Genomic DNA, 15,572 nt, shown 5'->3' with positions numbered 1-15,572 from the left:
AGGCCGGGTAAGGCGATAGTCGCCACCCGGCATATTTAAGAGCGCACAAAGCGCCATGCAGTCCTTCTGAAGCAAGCAATACTTTATCCTGGCTGGCATGTGAGCAATGCCCCTGACTTTATTGTTATCAAGGAGAAAGTAATGACAACGTTACGCCGCGAAAAAGATTCTATGGGCGCGATTGACGTCCCGGCCGATAAGCTGTGGGGCGCGCAAACTCAGCGTTCGCTGGAGCATTTTCGTATCTCAACGGAGAAGATGCCGACCGCATTGATCCACGCGTTGGCGCTGACCAAACGGGCGGCGGCAAAAGTAAATCAGGATTTGCACCTGCTGGCCGATGAAAAAGCCGGAGCGATTATCGCTGCCGCTGATGAAGTGCTGGCAGGCAAACATGCAGACGAATTTCCGCTGGCTATCTGGCAGACCGGCTCCGGCACCCAGAGCAACATGAACATGAATGAGGTGCTGGCGAACCGCGCCAGTGAACTGCTCGGCGGCATTCGTGGTATGGAGCGGAAAATCCACCCCAACGACGACGTGAACAAAAGCCAGAGCTCTAACGATGTTTTCCCGACGGCCATGCACGTGGCCGCGGTGATTGCGCTCAACGAGCAGTTGCTGCCGCAACTGAAAGTGCTGAAAAAAACGCTGAGCGACAAATCCTCTGCATTTGCCGACATCGTCAAAATTGGCCGTACTCATCTGCAGGACGCCACGCCGCTGACCCTCGGGCAGGAGTTTTCCGGCTGGGTGGCGATGCTTGAGCACAACCTGAAACATATCGAATTAAGCCTGCCGCATCTGAGCGAACTGGCGCTGGGCGGCACAGCGGTCGGCACCGGGCTGAACACCCACCCGGAATATGCGGTGCGTGTGGCAGCAGAGCTGGCGTCCCTCAGCGGGCAGCCATTCATTACCGCGCCGAATAAGTTTGAAGCGCTGGCGACCTGCGACGCGCTGGTTCATGCCCACGGCGCGCTGAAAGGGCTGGCGGCGTCGCTGATGAAAATCGCCAACGACGTGCGCTGGCTGGCTTCTGGCCCGCGCTGCGGCATCGGCGAAATTGCTATCCCGGAAAATGAGCCTGGTTCGTCGATCATGCCCGGCAAAGTCAACCCGACGCAGTGTGAAGCGATGACGATGCTGTGCTGCCAGGTGATGGGTAACGACGTGGCAGTGAATATGGGCGGCGCGTCCGGTAACTTCGAACTTAACGTTTACCGCCCGATGGTGATCCATAACTTCCTGCAATCTGTCCGTTTGCTGGCCGACGGCATGAAGAGCTTCAACGAGCATTGCGCGGTGGGCATCGAGCCGAACCGCGAGCGAATCAATCAGTTGCTGAATGAATCACTGATGCTGGTGACGGCGCTCAACACTCACATTGGCTACGACAAAGCGGCGGAGATCGCCAAGAAAGCGCATAAAGAGGGGCTGACCCTGAAAGCGTCTGCGCTGGCGCTTGGTTACCTCAGCGCCGACGAATTCGACAGTTGGGTGCGCCCGGAAGAGATGGTCGGCAGCATGGATATTAATCACTAGCCAGATACAGGTGCAGCCGCGGGATCATCAGCGTCAGTGGTTGTGCCTGTGGTTTATAGCGGTACTGAATATTCTCCGCATCATAATTCAGCAGTTCACCAATATCCGGCACGCTGACACCGCGCGTGCCGGTCATCAGGGCGATCATCGGACTCGGGCAGGCGTACTGCACCTGTTTTTGCTCGCCCGCATACCAGACTCGGGCGACGGGCTGCACTTTCACCGGGCGCTTGATTTTCAGTTTCGCGCGCTGCGGCAACGCGGCGATGTCCTTATATTCTTTCTCCAGCTTCGCCTGCCATTGCTCCCGCGTCCACGGCGCCACGGCACGCGGTGCGCTCAGGCTTTTCTCCAGCTGTTTCAGCACCTCGTCACGGGTCAGATTTTTGATGAAATGCTTGTTTGCCCAACCGAAACGCAGCGTGCTCGGGTCGTTCAATAGCGTGAGCGAGCGATAGGCGCTGAGAGTAAGCAGACCGGGCAAATAGCGGTGCACCCACTCAAAGCGGGCGGCAGAGGGCAGACCGGATTCCACGGTCACGATCTTTTCAAAAGCTGCTTTCAGGGTATTGATATGCGTGATACGTGCCGTCAGTTGTGCCCGCTGCTCTTCGGTCGTCTGAAAGCAGAGCACACCCGGCAGGCGAACCGCGGCTTTGCTGCTGCGCCTCTCCGACTGTTGCTGAATGAACAAGTGGCTGAAATGGGTGAGCGCCACATCGCGCGCTTCCTGGCCAATCAGTTGTGTCACCTGAATCTGTGACAGTGGGGCATGCTCATCCTCTTTGCTGATTTCCGGCAGTACAAACACCCTCGCCGCCAGCAGCCGACAGTTGACGAGATCGTCACGGAAGGCGGTCAGTTCGCGTTCCAACTGGCGGAAGGTGTCGGTCAGCCGTTCAACAAGATCGTATTGCATCGTCATGCCCTTCATTAGTTACAACATACTAATTATTCACTGAGTATACGCACAGGTCAGCATTTGTGCAAACCTGCGTCAGGCAAGGGCGGAAAGGGGGATGTGATGGTAAACCGGCCAGCTGAAACTAAATCGTGCGCCACCAAGATGGCTCGGGTCGCAGGCCACATCGCCGGACATCGCCTGGGCGATGGAATGTACAATTGCCAGTCCAAGGCCACAGCCGCCTGTCGCCCGGTCACGACTCGGATCGAGACGGACAAACGGTTCGAACACGCGCTCGCGCTCGCTTTGCGCAATGCCAGGACCATCATCCTCAACGTACAGCGTGGCGCGGGAACCTTGTAACGTCAGACTCACTTCAATGCGTTGATTACTGTAGCGCAGCGCGTTGTTCACCAGGTTATCGAGTACGCGTTCCATCAGGCGCATATCCAGCGCGCCATAATCGCCGCGAGTCAGTTGCGACAGCGCGATGGCGCGCTGCGGATTCACCGACTGAATATCTTCGATATGTGCGCTGATCCACTGTGGTAAATCAGGGGTAGTCAGTGTTAGCTCATTCTGCGGGCGGTCGAGGCGGGCGTAGGTCAGCAGCTCTTCAATCAGCCCTTCAAGCTGACTGATATCGCGGTTGAGCGCCATGGATTCGGCTTCATCGAGATTTTCACTCATTTCAAGGCGATAGCGCAGACGAACCAGCGGCGTGCGCAGCTCATGGGCAATGCCATCAATAAGCTGTTTTTTACTGGCGATCAGCGTGTTGATGTTGTCGGCCATCTGGTTAAAGGTCACGCCGAGCCGTTGAAAGCTGGACATATTGTCGAAATGAATACGTTCGGCGAGATGCCCCTCGCCGAAACGCTGGGCGGCGGCTTCCAGTCGCAGCATGTCCTGCCAGTGCGGACGCATCCAGACGAAGACCGGGAAGGCCAGCGAAACGGCAATCAACGCCATTAACGCCATGTCGAGCAGACGCATTTCATGCAGAAAATAGAGGTAGGGCACCGGGCCGACCGCCAGCACGTAATGGCTGCGCGGGATGCGCTGAATAAAGGTGTACTGATCGTCCAGCGCCACGATATCGCCGCCGCGCAGATGTTTCATGGCGACATCGTTCAACTGGAATTTATTGAGCGGCTCCACGCGCAAATCAAAAGAGAGATTGAAATCCATCTCCTTCAGGGTTTTGCTCCACTCGTGCGGCGGGATTTCACGCAGCTCGCTGCGCATCAGGTACAGCGAGCTTTTCATCAGGTCGTCCAGCGACTGGCGTCCGGCCCGTTCGGCGGTAAATTTGTAGACCAGCCCGACCAGCATGGTCATCACCAGAAAGCAGACAAACAGCAGAAGGTAAAACTGCACAAACAGCTTTTTCATAGTGCGACCTGTAAAGTCATTGGGTCAGTTATCCCAGGCGTGGGGCGCGAAAAGATAGCCTTTGTTGCGAACGGTTTTGATCCGGTACGGCTCCGTCGCGCTGTCGAGCAGTTTCTTGCGTAAACGGGAAATCGCCACATCAACGCTGCGGTCCATGCCGTCATAGGTCACGCCGCGCAGGTTTTTCAGCAATGCGTCACGATCCATAATTTGCCCGGCATGGGTTGCCAGTTCCCAGAGCAGATCGAAATCAGCGGTCGAGAGTGCGACGTTTTCTCCGCTGAGGATCACCTGCCGGTTCACCGGGTCAATCGACAGTGAACCAAAGCGCAGGGCTTTATGCGGTGTTAACGACGATGCCGTCGTGACAGCGGCAGGGGTGACGCGTTGACGTAAATGCAACCGCAGGCGTGCCAGCAGAACGGCGGGTGGCGTGGTTTTCAGGATGTAATCACTGGCGCCCATTTCCAGTGACAGAATATGGTTCATGTCGCTGTCGAGGGAGGTCAGCAGGACGATCGGTCCTTGCCACTGGTTGCGCAGATCACGGCATAGCGTCATGCCATCTTTGCCCGGCAACATGATGTCCAGCAACACGAGATCGGGTTTCTCGCTGGCGATAATCTCTTCTGCGCGATCCCCGCGCGGCTCAACGACAACATCCATATCATGCTTGCCCAGATAGGCGGCAATCAGCGCGCCAACGTCGGGATCATCTTCGACATAAACAATCTTGTTCATAATCTACATGCGCAACTAAAAAAAGTAACATACACCCGCTGACAACCGGCTTCCATTAATCTTTTATAAACACAGTGAATTCCGTTATGCTGCCGATTCTTGTTATTTGAATGTTAAGGCAAAACGATGGGGCTGGTGATCAAAGCAGCGTTGGGTGCGCTGGTGGTGGTGCTAATTGGCATTCTGGCGAAAACCAAAAATTATTACATTGCCGGGCTAATCCCGCTGTTCCCGACCTTTGCATTGATCGCGCATTACATTGTCGCCAGCGAGCGGGGCATTGAAGCGCTGCGCGCGACCATCGTCTTTGGCATGTGGTCAATCATTCCGTACTTTCTCTACCTGTTGTCGCTGTGGTATTTCACTGGCTTCTGGCGGCTTCCATGGGCGCTGACGGGCGCTGTCGTCTGTTGGGGGCTCAGCGCCTGGGTGTTAATTGCTCTGTGGAGTCGCTTCCACTAACGCAGATGGCGACCGCCATCCACGGCGAAAGAACGCCCGGTCACGAAGCAACTGACCAGCAGATAATCGACCAGCTCGATGATCTCTTTCTCGCCCGGCGCGGTTTTCATCAACGATTTATTCAGCGCCTGCTGCCGGTAGTCGGCATCGTCGCCTTCGTTAAACAGGATAAGCGAAGGGGCAATGGCGTTCACTTTCACTTCCGGCGCCATTTTCCGCGCAAACGAGCGGGTCATGTTATCCAGCGCCGCTTTGCTGGCGGCGTAAGCGATATGCTTGTCGCTGCCGCGTTCCACGACATAATCCGTGAAATGAATGATATCGCTGGCGGCGTGGCCGTGGCCACGCAGTAATCCTTCCAGCGCATGGTTGAGCAGATAAGGGGCATGAACGTGAATTTGCAGCATTGTGCTCAACACGTCGCTCAGCGGAATGCCGCTCTTTTCAGCGGCCCAACCGCTGGCATTGTGCAGGATCGCGCGTAAACCCTGCGCCGCGTGGTTTTTCACTTCATCCGCAAACGCCAGAATGCCGTCATCCGTGGAAAAATCAGCCTGAATGCAGATGGCTCCGGCTTCACGTAACCCGTCAATGGCCGGGTATTCGCTGCGATAGCTGACGATAACGGACTGTTTCTGATTGATAAAATGGTGGGCAAGGGCGAGGCCGATACGTCGACCTCCACCAGTAATAAGGACCGGGCGCTGTCGGGTGGTACCCATCAGTGTCTCCTTAGCGTTCAGCGACGGGGAAACACCGTTACCCCATCAGCATCCACGTTGCCGGGAAGGCGGCAACCAGTATAAAACCAATTAATGCCATTTCGCGGCGTCTCAACACGCCATCGTGCCGATGCGTACGGCGCGCGTAAAGAAAGACCAGTAACCCCGGCGCATACAACACCACGGACAGCAGCAGATGCATCGGGCCGGAAGCATATAATAACCATAAGCCATAAATGCAGGCGCCGATACCTACTGCTTTATGCAGCGGACGGGTGGCGATTTTCAGCAGGAATGCGCCAACGAGGAAATAGGGCACGAGGATCATCTCGGAGGCGATGGTCAGCAGCGTGTTGTAGTCGGAACCGGTCAGCCAGATCAGCACCAGGCAAACCTGCACGCTGATGTTGGTCAACCACAGCGAGGCGGACGGCGCGCTATTTTTATTCTGACGGGCAAAGACGCGCGGAAACGCTTTGTGCGTCGCCGCCAGATAAGGCACTTCGGCCGCCATAATCGTCCAACTCAGATAAGCGCCGCACACCGAGACGATAAGCCCGGCGGCGATAATCACCTCACCCCAGGAACCCATCATGTTTACCATCAGACCGGCCATTGACGGATTGCGCATGCCAGCCAGTTCCGGGCGGGCGACTACGCCCAACGACAGCAATGTCACCAGCAGATAAACCGCCAGCGCAGAAAGTACTGCCAGCAGCGTCGCGCGCCCGACATCATTCTTATTACGTGCGCGGGCAGAGACCACTACGGCGCCTTCCACGCCGATGAACACCCACAGCGTAATCAACATGGTGTTTTTCACCTGTTCCCAGACCGGCACGCCAAGTGCAATACCGCTGAAATCCAGACTAAACACATCAAGGCGAAACGCCATCGCCGCCAGCACCACAAACAGTCCGAGCGGCAGCAATTTCGCCAGCGTCGCGACCAGGTTGATGCTCGCCGCCGTCTGCACGCCGCGCAAGACAAGGAAATGCACGAACCACAGTAGCACTGACGCGCCGATGATCGACTGCCAGGTATTACCGTCGCCAAACAGCCGTAGTTCCGGCGTGTCAGTAAAGAAACTCAGTGCGGAAAAGACGATAACCAGATAAGACACATTGGCGATCACCGCGCACAGCCAGTACCCCCAGGCTGAGCAAAAACCGATCAGTTCACCAAATCCTTCACGGGCATAGGTAAAAATACCGCCATCGAGATCAGGGCGAATTCGCGTCAGCACCAGCATGGCAAAAGCGAGAAACAGGATCCCGATGCCGGTAATCACCCAGCCGATGAGCAGCGCTGCCGGGCTGGCCACTGCGGCCATGTTTTGCGGCAGACTGAACACGCCAGCGCCCAGCATTGAGCTTAATACCAGAGCAGTTAGCGCGCTTAGACCTAGTTTCTTTTCCATGGGCATCCTGTGGCAGAAAATCGGGATGAAAGAATATTTATTGTGTGTAATCGCATAAACATGGTGGATTACGCTAAGGCGCGGGATTTTACGAAGTGTCCAGGCTGCATGCAATGACGTATGCATAAAAAAATGAAAAAAGGCGGTAAAAACCGCCTTTTTGTGAAGGGTATTCGCTTATTTATACAGATCGGCGCTGATAGTCATGTTACCGCCGCGCTCCTGCCATTGACGCGTGATGTGATAATACTTCGCGCCTTTTTTTGCCGCCCGTTTGGCGACCTGGTAGGAGATTTCGGTCATGTTGCCATAGTTGCCGGTAAACTTAACGCTGTCGAACGGAACCATCTGTGCCGCAGTAATTTTATTCACTTCTTCGATTTTGGTGCCGTCCGGCAGAGTGACAGTGTAACGTCCACCTTTAGAGGATTGCGTTTCGAAGAAACGACCTACGCCGGTTCCCATGCCGACGGAAGCGGTGCTCGCCACGCCCGGGATTTCCACTTTCTTCGCTTCTTCACCGCCTTTCGCCAGTGCTGCGCGGCCCGCTTCGGAATCCGCCGGGATCGCATCCGGGCTCTGCAGAACGCGTTTCTTCGCATCGGCTTTATAGATAAACGCCGTTACGCGCTGGTTGCCGCCATCGTTCGCATCAACCTGGCGAACAATAAAGAAGGACGCCGCACCTTTCGCTTTCGCGGCTTTGGTGATGGCATCGTTCACGTCCGGTTGGCTGCGGAAAAAACCCTGAACAGTGACGGTGTCAAAAGGCTCAAGCTCAACGGCCTGGTCTTTTGGTAATTCAGTCACGCCGTTAATGACGCGGTTTACGGGTTCGTCAGCTTTGCCTGCATCGCTCTTATAAAGGTCGGCAGTGACGCGCCAGTTACCGCTGTTGCCAAAATCTGAGGTATCTACAACATAAAAAGACGCTGCGCCTTCTTTATCCGCTTTGCGGGAAACTGCCTGTACCGCTTCGCCAATAGCGTTAAAGCGGCCGGTGATCACGATGCGGTCGTAGGGCTTCAGTGCTGCCGCTTGCTCCGGGGTTAACTCGGTGGCTGCATTGGCTGACAGGGCAGTTGCAGACAGGAGTGCTGACGCCAGGAGTGTATACTTAAGCTTCATAAAAATAATCCTTCGCCTTGCGCAAACCAGATACTGGTAGTGTTGTTGAATAGAAACGTGGCTGATTATTGCATTTAATTCTGCTTGCTGTCTGCGGCATTTTTCATTTCCAGTGCGAAGTCGATTGCAGAGTAAGATAACTTTTGGCGATATGTTGAAAAAACAGGCGCTTGAACAGTCAAACAGGTTATTGTTACCACTTTTATAAGTTAATGTATTGTTAAAAACGCATTTCCCCGCAGGCGATTGATCACGTTTTACCGCTTCGTTAGAGCGAATTATCAGGCCTCGTCTTAAAATAAAGGTAAATATTGCTGCTGCGCAGTGCAGCGATGCTTTTTCCGCAATAAATTCACAAATACTTTTTTCAGGATGTAGATCGCAGCCGTTATTTTCAGTAGGTTATAGAAAGTTTGTTACTGTTTTATTTTCAGGCGGAGAAAGGGCTTGCGTCGCGGCGCAACCCGCTTTAGCCGACGACTCAACAAACCATCATTACATACCGATGGAAGGGAAAATTATGCGTATTGGTGTACCAAAAGAGAGGTGGGCCCAGGAAACCCGGGTTGCTGCGACGCCAAAAACGGTGGAACAGTTACTCAAACTCGGTTTCGAGGTCGCCGTTGAAAACAGCGCGGGGCATCTGGCCAGTTTCGACGACAGCGCCTTCGCGGCAGTGGGCGCAGAGATCGTGACCGGCAATGCCGTATGGCATTCGGATGTCATTCTCAAGGTTAATGCGCCGACGGACAAAGAAATCGCGTTGCTCAATCCGGGCACGACCTTAATCAGCTTTATCTGGCCTGCGCAGAACCCTGAACTGATGGAAAAGCTGGCAGCGCGCAACATTAACGTGATGGCGATGGATTCCGTACCGCGTATTTCACGTGCGCAGTCGCTGGATGCCCTGAGCTCGATGGCGAATATCGCGGGCTACCGTGCGATCGTCGAAGCCGCCCATGAATTCGGCCGCTTCTTTACCGGGCAGATCACCGCTGCCGGGAAAGTGCCGCCTGCCAAAGTGATGGTGATCGGCGCCGGGGTGGCAGGGCTTGCGGCCATCGGCGCGGCAAACAGCCTCGGCGCGATTGTCCGCGCTTTCGATACCCGCCCTGAAGTTAAAGAGCAGGTACAGAGCATGGGCGCAGAATTCCTCGAGCTGGATTTCGAAGAGGAAGCGGGCAGCGGCGACGGCTATGCCAAAGTGATGTCAGAAGCCTTTATTAAGGCAGAAATGGCGCTTTTCGCCGCCCAGGCGAAAGAGGTGGACATCATCGTCACCACAGCGCTGATTCCCGGCAAACCTGCACCAACGCTCATTACCCGCGAAATGGTTGATTCCATGACGCCGGGCAGCGTGATTGTTGACCTGGCGGCGCAAAACGGCGGTAACTGTGAATACACCGTCGCCAACGAAGTGGTGACCACGCCGGGCGGCGTGAAGGTGATTGGCTATACCGATTTACCGGGGCGCCTGCCGACGCAGTCTTCTCAGCTGTACGGCACCAACCTGGTTAACCTGATGAAATTGCTGTGCAAAGAAAAAGACGGCACAGTCACCATTGATTTTGATGATGTCGTGGTGCGCGGCGTGACCGTGGTGCGTGAAGGCGAAATTACCTGGCCCGCGCCGCCGATTCAGGTTTCTGCTCAGCCGCAGGCGGCAAAAGTCGATACCGCGCCGAAAGCGCCGGAAAAACCGGCTTCGCCGTGGCGCAAATACGCGCTGATGGCGCTGGTGATTATCCTGTTCGGCTGGCTGGCCGATGTGGCGCCGAAAGAGTTCCTCGGTCACTTCACCGTTTTCGCGCTTTCCTGCGTGGTGGGTTATTACGTGGTGTGGAACGTGTCACATGCGCTGCATACGCCGTTGATGTCCGTCACCAACGCTATTTCGGGGATTATTGTGGTAGGCGCGCTGTTGCAGATCGGGCAGGGTGGCTGGGTCAGCTTCCTCAGTTTTATCGCGGTACTGATCGCCAGTATTAACATTTTTGGTGGTTTCACCGTCACTCAGCGCATGCTGAAAATGTTCCGCAAAGGGTAAGGGGTAACAAATGTCTGGTGGATTAGTTACAGCTGCATACATTGTTGCCGCGATCCTGTTTATTTTCAGTCTGGCGGGGCTTTCTAAGCATGAGACGTCCCAGCAGGGCAACTACTACGGTATCGCCGGGATGGCGATTGCGCTGGTCGCAACCATTTTCGGGCCGGATACCGGCAACGTAGCATGGATCCTCGTCGCGATGATCATCGGTGGTGCTATCGGTATTCGTCTGGCGAAGAAAGTCGAAATGACGGAAATGCCGGAACTGGTGGCAATTCTGCACAGCTTCGTGGGTCTGGCGGCGGTGCTGGTTGGCTTCAACAGCTATCTTTACCACGAACCGGGCCTCGAGCCGATTCTGGTGAACATTCATCTCACCGAAGTGTTCCTCGGCATCTTCATCGGTGCGGTGACCTTCACCGGCTCCATCGTGGCGTTTGGTAAACTGCGTGGCAAGATTTCTTCTAAACCGCTGATGCTGCCAAACCGTCACAAAATGAACCTGGCGGCGCTGGTCGTTTCGTTCCTGCTGCTGATTGTGTTCGTCCGTACCGAAAGCGTCGGGCTGCAGGTGCTGGCGGTGCTGGTGATGACCATTATTGCGCTGGCGTTTGGCTGGCATCTGGTGGCATCCATCGGCGGGGCGGATATGCCGGTGGTGGTATCGATGCTGAACTCCTACTCCGGTTGGGCGGCGGCGGCGGCAGGCTTTATGCTAAGCAACGACCTGCTGATCGTGACCGGTGCACTGGTGGGTTCGTCAGGTGCGATCCTCTCCTACATTATGTGTAAGGCGATGAACCGCTCGTTTATCAGCGTGATTGCCGGTGGCTTTGGTACCGATGGTTCTTCTACCGGTAGTGATGAAGAAGCGGGCGAGCACCGCGAAATCAGCGCCGAAGAGACCGCGGATTTACTGAAAAACTCGCATTCCGTCATTATCACCCCGGGCTACGGCATGGCGGTGGCGCAGGCGCAATATCCGGTGGCGGAAATCACCGAGAAACTGCGTGCGCGTGGAATTAAAGTGCGTTTCGGTATCCACCCGGTGGCAGGACGTCTGCCAGGGCACATGAACGTACTGCTGGCGGAAGCGAAAGTGCCGTATGACATCGTACTGGAAATGGACGAAATCAACGATGACTTTGCTGATACTGACACCGTGCTGGTGATTGGCGCTAACGACACCGTTAACCCGGCGGCGCAGGATGATCCGAAGAGTCCGATTGCCGGCATGCCGGTACTGGAAGTGTGGAAAGCGCAAAATGTTATCGTCTTTAAGCGCTCAATGAACACTGGCTATGCCGGGGTGCAGAACCCGCTGTTCTTTAAAGAGAACACGTCGATGCTCTTTGGCGATGCAAAAGCCAGCGTGGATGCAATTCTGAAAGAACTCTGATCACCCGTTCCTGTTGTTAAGGCCGCTTCTCAGGAGGCGGCTTTTTTATTCACATAATAATTGCAAATGGTCAAAAAACATCCAGCCTGATGTGTTATACTGGTCAGGATTTAGACACGAATGAGGATGTTATGGATACCGAAATAACCCCGGCGCAGTTGGCCATTGAATACCTTCGCCGCGATACCAGCCTGTTGACGCCTGCGCAGTACCTGAAAAAGCTGAAACAGCTGGAACTGGAATTCGCCGATTTGATGGCGTTATCTTCCAGCGAGCTGAAAGAAGAGATTTATTTTGCCTGGCGTTTGGGTATCCATTGATGTGATTTACGATGAGAAAGCCGCTCAGAGAGCGGCTTTTTTTGTGGTTAGTCGTCTTCTTCGTCATCAAGTTCGACCGGTGTCTGATACTGCTCAGGCTTGAGCGCCAGCAGGTCACAGCGCAGATGGTCTATCACCTGTTCCGCAGTATTACCGAGGAACGCCGCAGAGAGTCCTGTGCGCCCTACAGTGCCCAGCACCACAATCCCCGCCTGCAGATGCTCGGCGAGATCCGGGATCACCTCTTCCGGCAAACCTTTTTCCACGTGCGTCTGCTCTTCAGCAATCGAAAACTTCTGCCGTAGCGCTTTCATTGCCAGCAGATGTTGCCCGCGAATGGCATCGTTATAAACGCTGGGGTCAAAGTCCGGCAGTTCGATAGCGATGTTGATTGGCGTAACCGGGTAGGCGCCGACCAGATGCACTTCGGTATGGTTGATCTGCTCGGCCAGTTGCAGCGTCTCTTTGATAAGCTTGATGTTCAGCGAATCGTGATACGCTTCTTCGCTGGCAAGGTTAACCGCGACCAGCGCTTTGCCGCCTTCCGGCCAGGGCTGATCTTTCACCATCCACACCGGGCAAGGGCACTTGCGCAGCAGGTGCCAGTCGGTAGGGGTAAAAATAACGGCTTCCAGACGGTCATGCTGGTGCGTCATTTTCAGCAACAAATCGTGACCGCCGCTGATGACTTCCTGGATGATGGCTTCAAATGGACGGTTGTGCCAAACCACTTTGATATCAATAGGAATACCGGCTTCAAGGTAATACTTCGCCTGCTCGCGGATCCATGCGGTGCGCTGGCTGATAACCCCCTGACGCATAGCGGTGCGTTCGTCGGGGGAAAGCAGGGTCGTCATTTCATACGAAAAGTCGTAGATCGGTAAGAAGGCCTTGATACGGCCTCCAATCCGCTGATGCAGATAAACAGCACGCCGTAACGCCGGTTGGTCGTCCTGGTTCGGATCAATCGCCACCAGCATGTTTTGATACATTGCCATACAGGGTCTCCTTACAGCTGTAACTACATTCTTTAACTAAAAGATAACCCATACGCGTAAAATGAAACAGCAAAGAGACGCTGTCAGATCAACAAATCAGAAAAAAGGATGAAATGTTGATGTTCACGTCTCTGTCTGTGAAAGAAGACGTTATTCCAGCTCGCGACGTTGATGGCATAAAGGCACGCCATACGGACAGTATTCAAACTGGCAATGATCTGTATCGTTGCAGTGACTAAGGAGTTCGTTATTATTACCGGGGCAGGCGGACCTGACTTTGTAATATAACCATAAAGAGCGGCTGTAGGGAAAACAACTGATGAGTTTAATATCGCGTGGTCGACCGTTCACAAATAAGCCTAAGTCACTGGTGGTCAACGTATTACCGGGACGCAAAAAGTAGGAACCTTTATACCAGACGATGATATCCAGATCCCCTGGCGTTGTGGCGACGGCATATGCCGTGCCGCTTTCCGGGCACACGATCATTTTTTTTATCTCCCAATGCATCTCACCTCCTTTATTCAAATAAACCTCCTGCCTGTATTTATAACGATAGAACATCTCTTCGGAAATCGACAAGTCGTAATGAGATTAACATCCCTGACATATACGAGCCATAAGACATTACGCGCAAGGATTGATTAATGATATAAAACAGCAGGGTTATTTTTTCGACAGGAAATGGAGAGATAATATTAATTACGTACTTCTACTATCTTGTAGCGTGGAAATAAAAAAGCCGGAACGAGGGTTCCGGCTTTTGCATCAGAAAGGTGTACTGTCAGGCGACGTTACGTGCCTGGCCTGCCAGCAAGGCCAGCGCATCACTGTTTTCAATGGTGATGTACTTGCCTTTCACCGCCAGCATGCCGCTTTTCTGGAAGCGACCTAACAGGCGGCTGATCGTTTCGACCGTCAGGCCGAGGTAGTTACCGATATCGCCACGGGTCATCGTCAGGCGGAACTCACGAGGGGAGAAGCCGCGCTGTGCAAAACGACGGGACAGGTTATAGATAAAAGCAGCCAGACGCTCTTCGGCATTTTTCTTGGAGAGCAGCAGGATCATGTCCTGATCGCCTTTAATCTCTCCGCTCATCAGACGCATCATTTGCTGGCGCAGGTTAGGCATTTTGCCTGACAGGTCATCCAGCGTTTCAAACGGAATTTCGCAGACCATAGAGGTTTCCAGCGCCTGCGCGAAACTGGGGTGATGCCCGGTGCCAATGGCGTCAAAACCGACTAAGTCACCCGCCAGATGGAAACCGGTGATTTGCTCGTCGCCTTGCTCGGTAATGGTATAGCTTTTGATGGTGCCTGAACGAATGGCATACAGCGATTTCAGCTCATCACCCGCTTTGAACAGGGTCTGTCCTTTCTGGATCGGCTTTTTACGCTCGATGATATTATCCAGCTGATCAAGCTCGTGCTCATTCAGCGTGAACGGGATACAGAGCTGGCTAATGCTGCAATCCTGACAGTGGATTGCGCAACCGCCAGACTGAATGCGTCGTATAATTCGCTTTTCCGGGATCATAAGTCTGCTCAAGCCGTAATTGATATTGGTCAATTTTAACATCTTTTTATGGGCCAGGTAAGTCTGTAGATCCCGTTTCACGCAATATTAGAAAGTGAAAAAGTCTCAAAACCGCAACTTTTTGAAAAACTGGCACTTATTTTAACGTCGCTGAGCCCTGAACTTACCAAACAGTTCCAGAAAGCACAGAACGCTAAAGCAGCAGGTAACCTTCGTGGCGCAACAACCACTCTTTGCGCTGAACACCGCCCGCATAGCCGGTCATTGTTCCGTTGCGCCCAATGACGCGATGGCAGGGAACCACCACGCTTACCGGGTTAGAACCGTTCGCTGCCCCGACGGCGCGCGCAGCGCCGGGGCGACCCAGCACATCGGCCAGTTGGCCGTAATGCATCACCTGACCGCAGGGAATAGTGCGTAACGCTTGCCAGACTTCACGCTGAAACGGCGTCCCCGCAGTGGCGGAGGGTAGTGTGTCAATAATTGCCAGATCGCCGTCAAAATAGTCGCGCAGTTTCTGGCTCAGACCGCCGGGATTACTGGCTGCGACGCGTTGATAACCTTCTGCGCGATAATGAACATCGAGCAGTTGTTCCATGCGATCGCTGTGTTCTTCCCACTCAACGGCGCGCAGGTAAAATAGCTCATCGCACAGGATCCACAATGGCCCCAGCGGGGTTGCGATCTTATCTTCAAGTATTTTCAACATGGGCATTCCTGTATATCGACGAGAGGGAGAAAGGAGCTGCCGACACGATATCATGCCCTTTACATCAACAACATACCCCGAAAAGAGAAGCAAACGACACAGCGCCGCGGATATATAGCCGGAGAGACGGGCAGGTATAAAAAATCAGGGCCTGCCGACATCCGCCAGACCCCGAAGTACACACAGCAATTCTTCCTTTATTTATCCCCGCGCGTTTTCCCTGTGCGGGCTAATAAGAGTTATAG

15 protein-coding genes are annotated in these 15,572 nt (G+C 54.2%); 5 read left to right on the top strand and 10 right to left on the bottom strand.

Translation table 11 applies throughout. The features are described from left to right. Window positions 1-141: 141 nt before the first annotated feature. The gene (gene fumC, locus QMG90_RS11570; protein ID WP_283279773.1) at window positions 142-1,545 is read left to right on the top strand and encodes a class II fumarate hydratase; all 1,404 of its coding nucleotides are present in this window, start codon (window positions 142-144) and stop codon (window positions 1,543-1,545) included. Here the strand turns inward: fumC and tus are convergent. From tus to rstA, 3 genes are all read right to left on the bottom strand, one after another. Further along, entirely contained in the window at window positions 1,535-2,464 is a 930-nt protein-coding gene (gene tus, locus QMG90_RS11565) for a DNA replication terminus site-binding protein (protein ID WP_283279772.1), read from the bottom strand. The two genes, fumC and tus, sit on opposite strands and share 11 nt — an antisense overlap. A gap of 78 nt (window positions 2,465-2,542) precedes the next feature. Continuing rightward, the gene (gene rstB / locus QMG90_RS11560; protein WP_283279771.1) at window positions 2,543-3,844 is read right to left on the bottom strand and encodes a two-component system sensor histidine kinase RstB; all 1,302 of its coding nucleotides are present in this window, start codon (window positions 3,842-3,844) and stop codon (window positions 2,543-2,545) included. 24 nt (window positions 3,845-3,868) lie between these two features. Then, entirely contained in the window at window positions 3,869-4,585 is a 717-nt protein-coding gene (rstA, locus tag QMG90_RS11555; protein ID WP_283279770.1) for a two-component system response regulator RstA, read from the bottom strand. A 126-nt stretch (window positions 4,586-4,711) separates the two neighbouring features. On the opposite strand from rstA, the gene QMG90_RS11550 reads away from it, so the two are divergent. Further along, window positions 4,712-5,047, top strand: a complete 336-nt coding sequence (locus QMG90_RS11550) for a GlpM family protein (RefSeq protein WP_283279769.1) — start codon at window positions 4,712-4,714, stop codon at window positions 5,045-5,047. Here the strand turns inward: QMG90_RS11550 and folM are convergent. The 3 genes from folM to ydgH all read right to left on the bottom strand — a co-directional run bounded on the left by folM (window position 5,044) and on the right by ydgH (window position 8,317). Next, window positions 5,044-5,769 (bottom strand): dihydromonapterin reductase, encoded by a 726-nt coding sequence (gene folM / locus QMG90_RS11545; RefSeq protein WP_283279767.1) that lies wholly within the window; start codon window positions 5,767-5,769, stop codon window positions 5,044-5,046. The genes QMG90_RS11550 and folM overlap by 4 nt on opposite strands. A 37-nt stretch (window positions 5,770-5,806) precedes the next feature. Next, the gene (locus QMG90_RS11540) at window positions 5,807-7,189 is read right to left on the bottom strand and encodes an amino acid permease (protein WP_283279766.1); all 1,383 of its coding nucleotides are present in this window, start codon (window positions 7,187-7,189) and stop codon (window positions 5,807-5,809) included. 177 nt (window positions 7,190-7,366) lie between these two features. Further along, window positions 7,367-8,317, bottom strand: coding sequence for a DUF1471 family protein YdgH (gene ydgH, locus QMG90_RS11535; protein ID WP_283279764.1), 951 nt, complete (start codon window positions 8,315-8,317; stop codon window positions 7,367-7,369). A 520-nt stretch (window positions 8,318-8,837) separates the two neighbouring features. Here ydgH and pntA point away from each other — a divergent pair. The 3 genes from pntA to QMG90_RS11520 all read left to right on the top strand — a co-directional run bounded on the left by pntA (window position 8,838) and on the right by QMG90_RS11520 (window position 12,083). Beyond that, entirely contained in the window at window positions 8,838-10,364 is a 1,527-nt protein-coding gene (pntA, locus tag QMG90_RS11530; RefSeq protein WP_283279763.1) for a Re/Si-specific NAD(P)(+) transhydrogenase subunit alpha, read from the top strand. 10 nt (window positions 10,365-10,374) lie between these two features. Then, window positions 10,375-11,763, top strand: a complete 1,389-nt coding sequence (gene pntB / locus QMG90_RS11525; protein WP_283279762.1) for a Re/Si-specific NAD(P)(+) transhydrogenase subunit beta — start codon at window positions 10,375-10,377, stop codon at window positions 11,761-11,763. A gap of 131 nt (window positions 11,764-11,894) precedes the next feature. Beyond that, window positions 11,895-12,083, top strand: a complete 189-nt coding sequence (locus QMG90_RS11520; RefSeq protein WP_038154034.1) for a YdiH family protein — start codon at window positions 11,895-11,897, stop codon at window positions 12,081-12,083. 47 nt (window positions 12,084-12,130) lie between these two features. On the opposite strand, the gene uspE is transcribed toward QMG90_RS11520, so the two are convergent. The 4 genes from uspE to ogt form a co-directional block, all read right to left on the bottom strand. Beyond that, window positions 12,131-13,081: a universal stress protein UspE gene (uspE, locus tag QMG90_RS11515; protein ID WP_283279761.1), complete on the bottom strand. Its 951-nt coding sequence runs from the start codon at window positions 13,079-13,081 to the stop codon at window positions 12,131-12,133. 150 nt (window positions 13,082-13,231) lie between these two features. Beyond that, entirely contained in the window at window positions 13,232-13,609 is a 378-nt protein-coding gene (locus tag QMG90_RS11510; protein ID WP_283279760.1) for an anti-adapter protein iraM, read from the bottom strand. A gap of 256 nt (window positions 13,610-13,865) precedes the next feature. Then, window positions 13,866-14,618: a fumarate/nitrate reduction transcriptional regulator Fnr gene (fnr, locus tag QMG90_RS11505; protein WP_124965872.1), complete on the bottom strand. Its 753-nt coding sequence runs from the start codon at window positions 14,616-14,618 to the stop codon at window positions 13,866-13,868. Between the two features lie 193 nt (window positions 14,619-14,811). Further along, window positions 14,812-15,327 carry a methylated-DNA--[protein]-cysteine S-methyltransferase gene (gene ogt / locus QMG90_RS11500; protein WP_283279759.1) on the bottom strand — a complete coding sequence of 172 codons (516 nt, stop codon included), beginning with the start codon at window positions 15,325-15,327 and terminating at the stop codon, window positions 14,812-14,814. Between the last annotated feature and the right edge of the window lie 245 nt (window positions 15,328-15,572).

The sequence above is a fragment of the Trabulsiella odontotermitis genome, from assembly GCF_030053895.1.
GTDB lineage: Bacteria > Pseudomonadota > Gammaproteobacteria > Enterobacterales > Enterobacteriaceae > Trabulsiella > Trabulsiella odontotermitis_C.
This window is presented reverse-complemented; position numbering and strand designations above follow the sequence as displayed.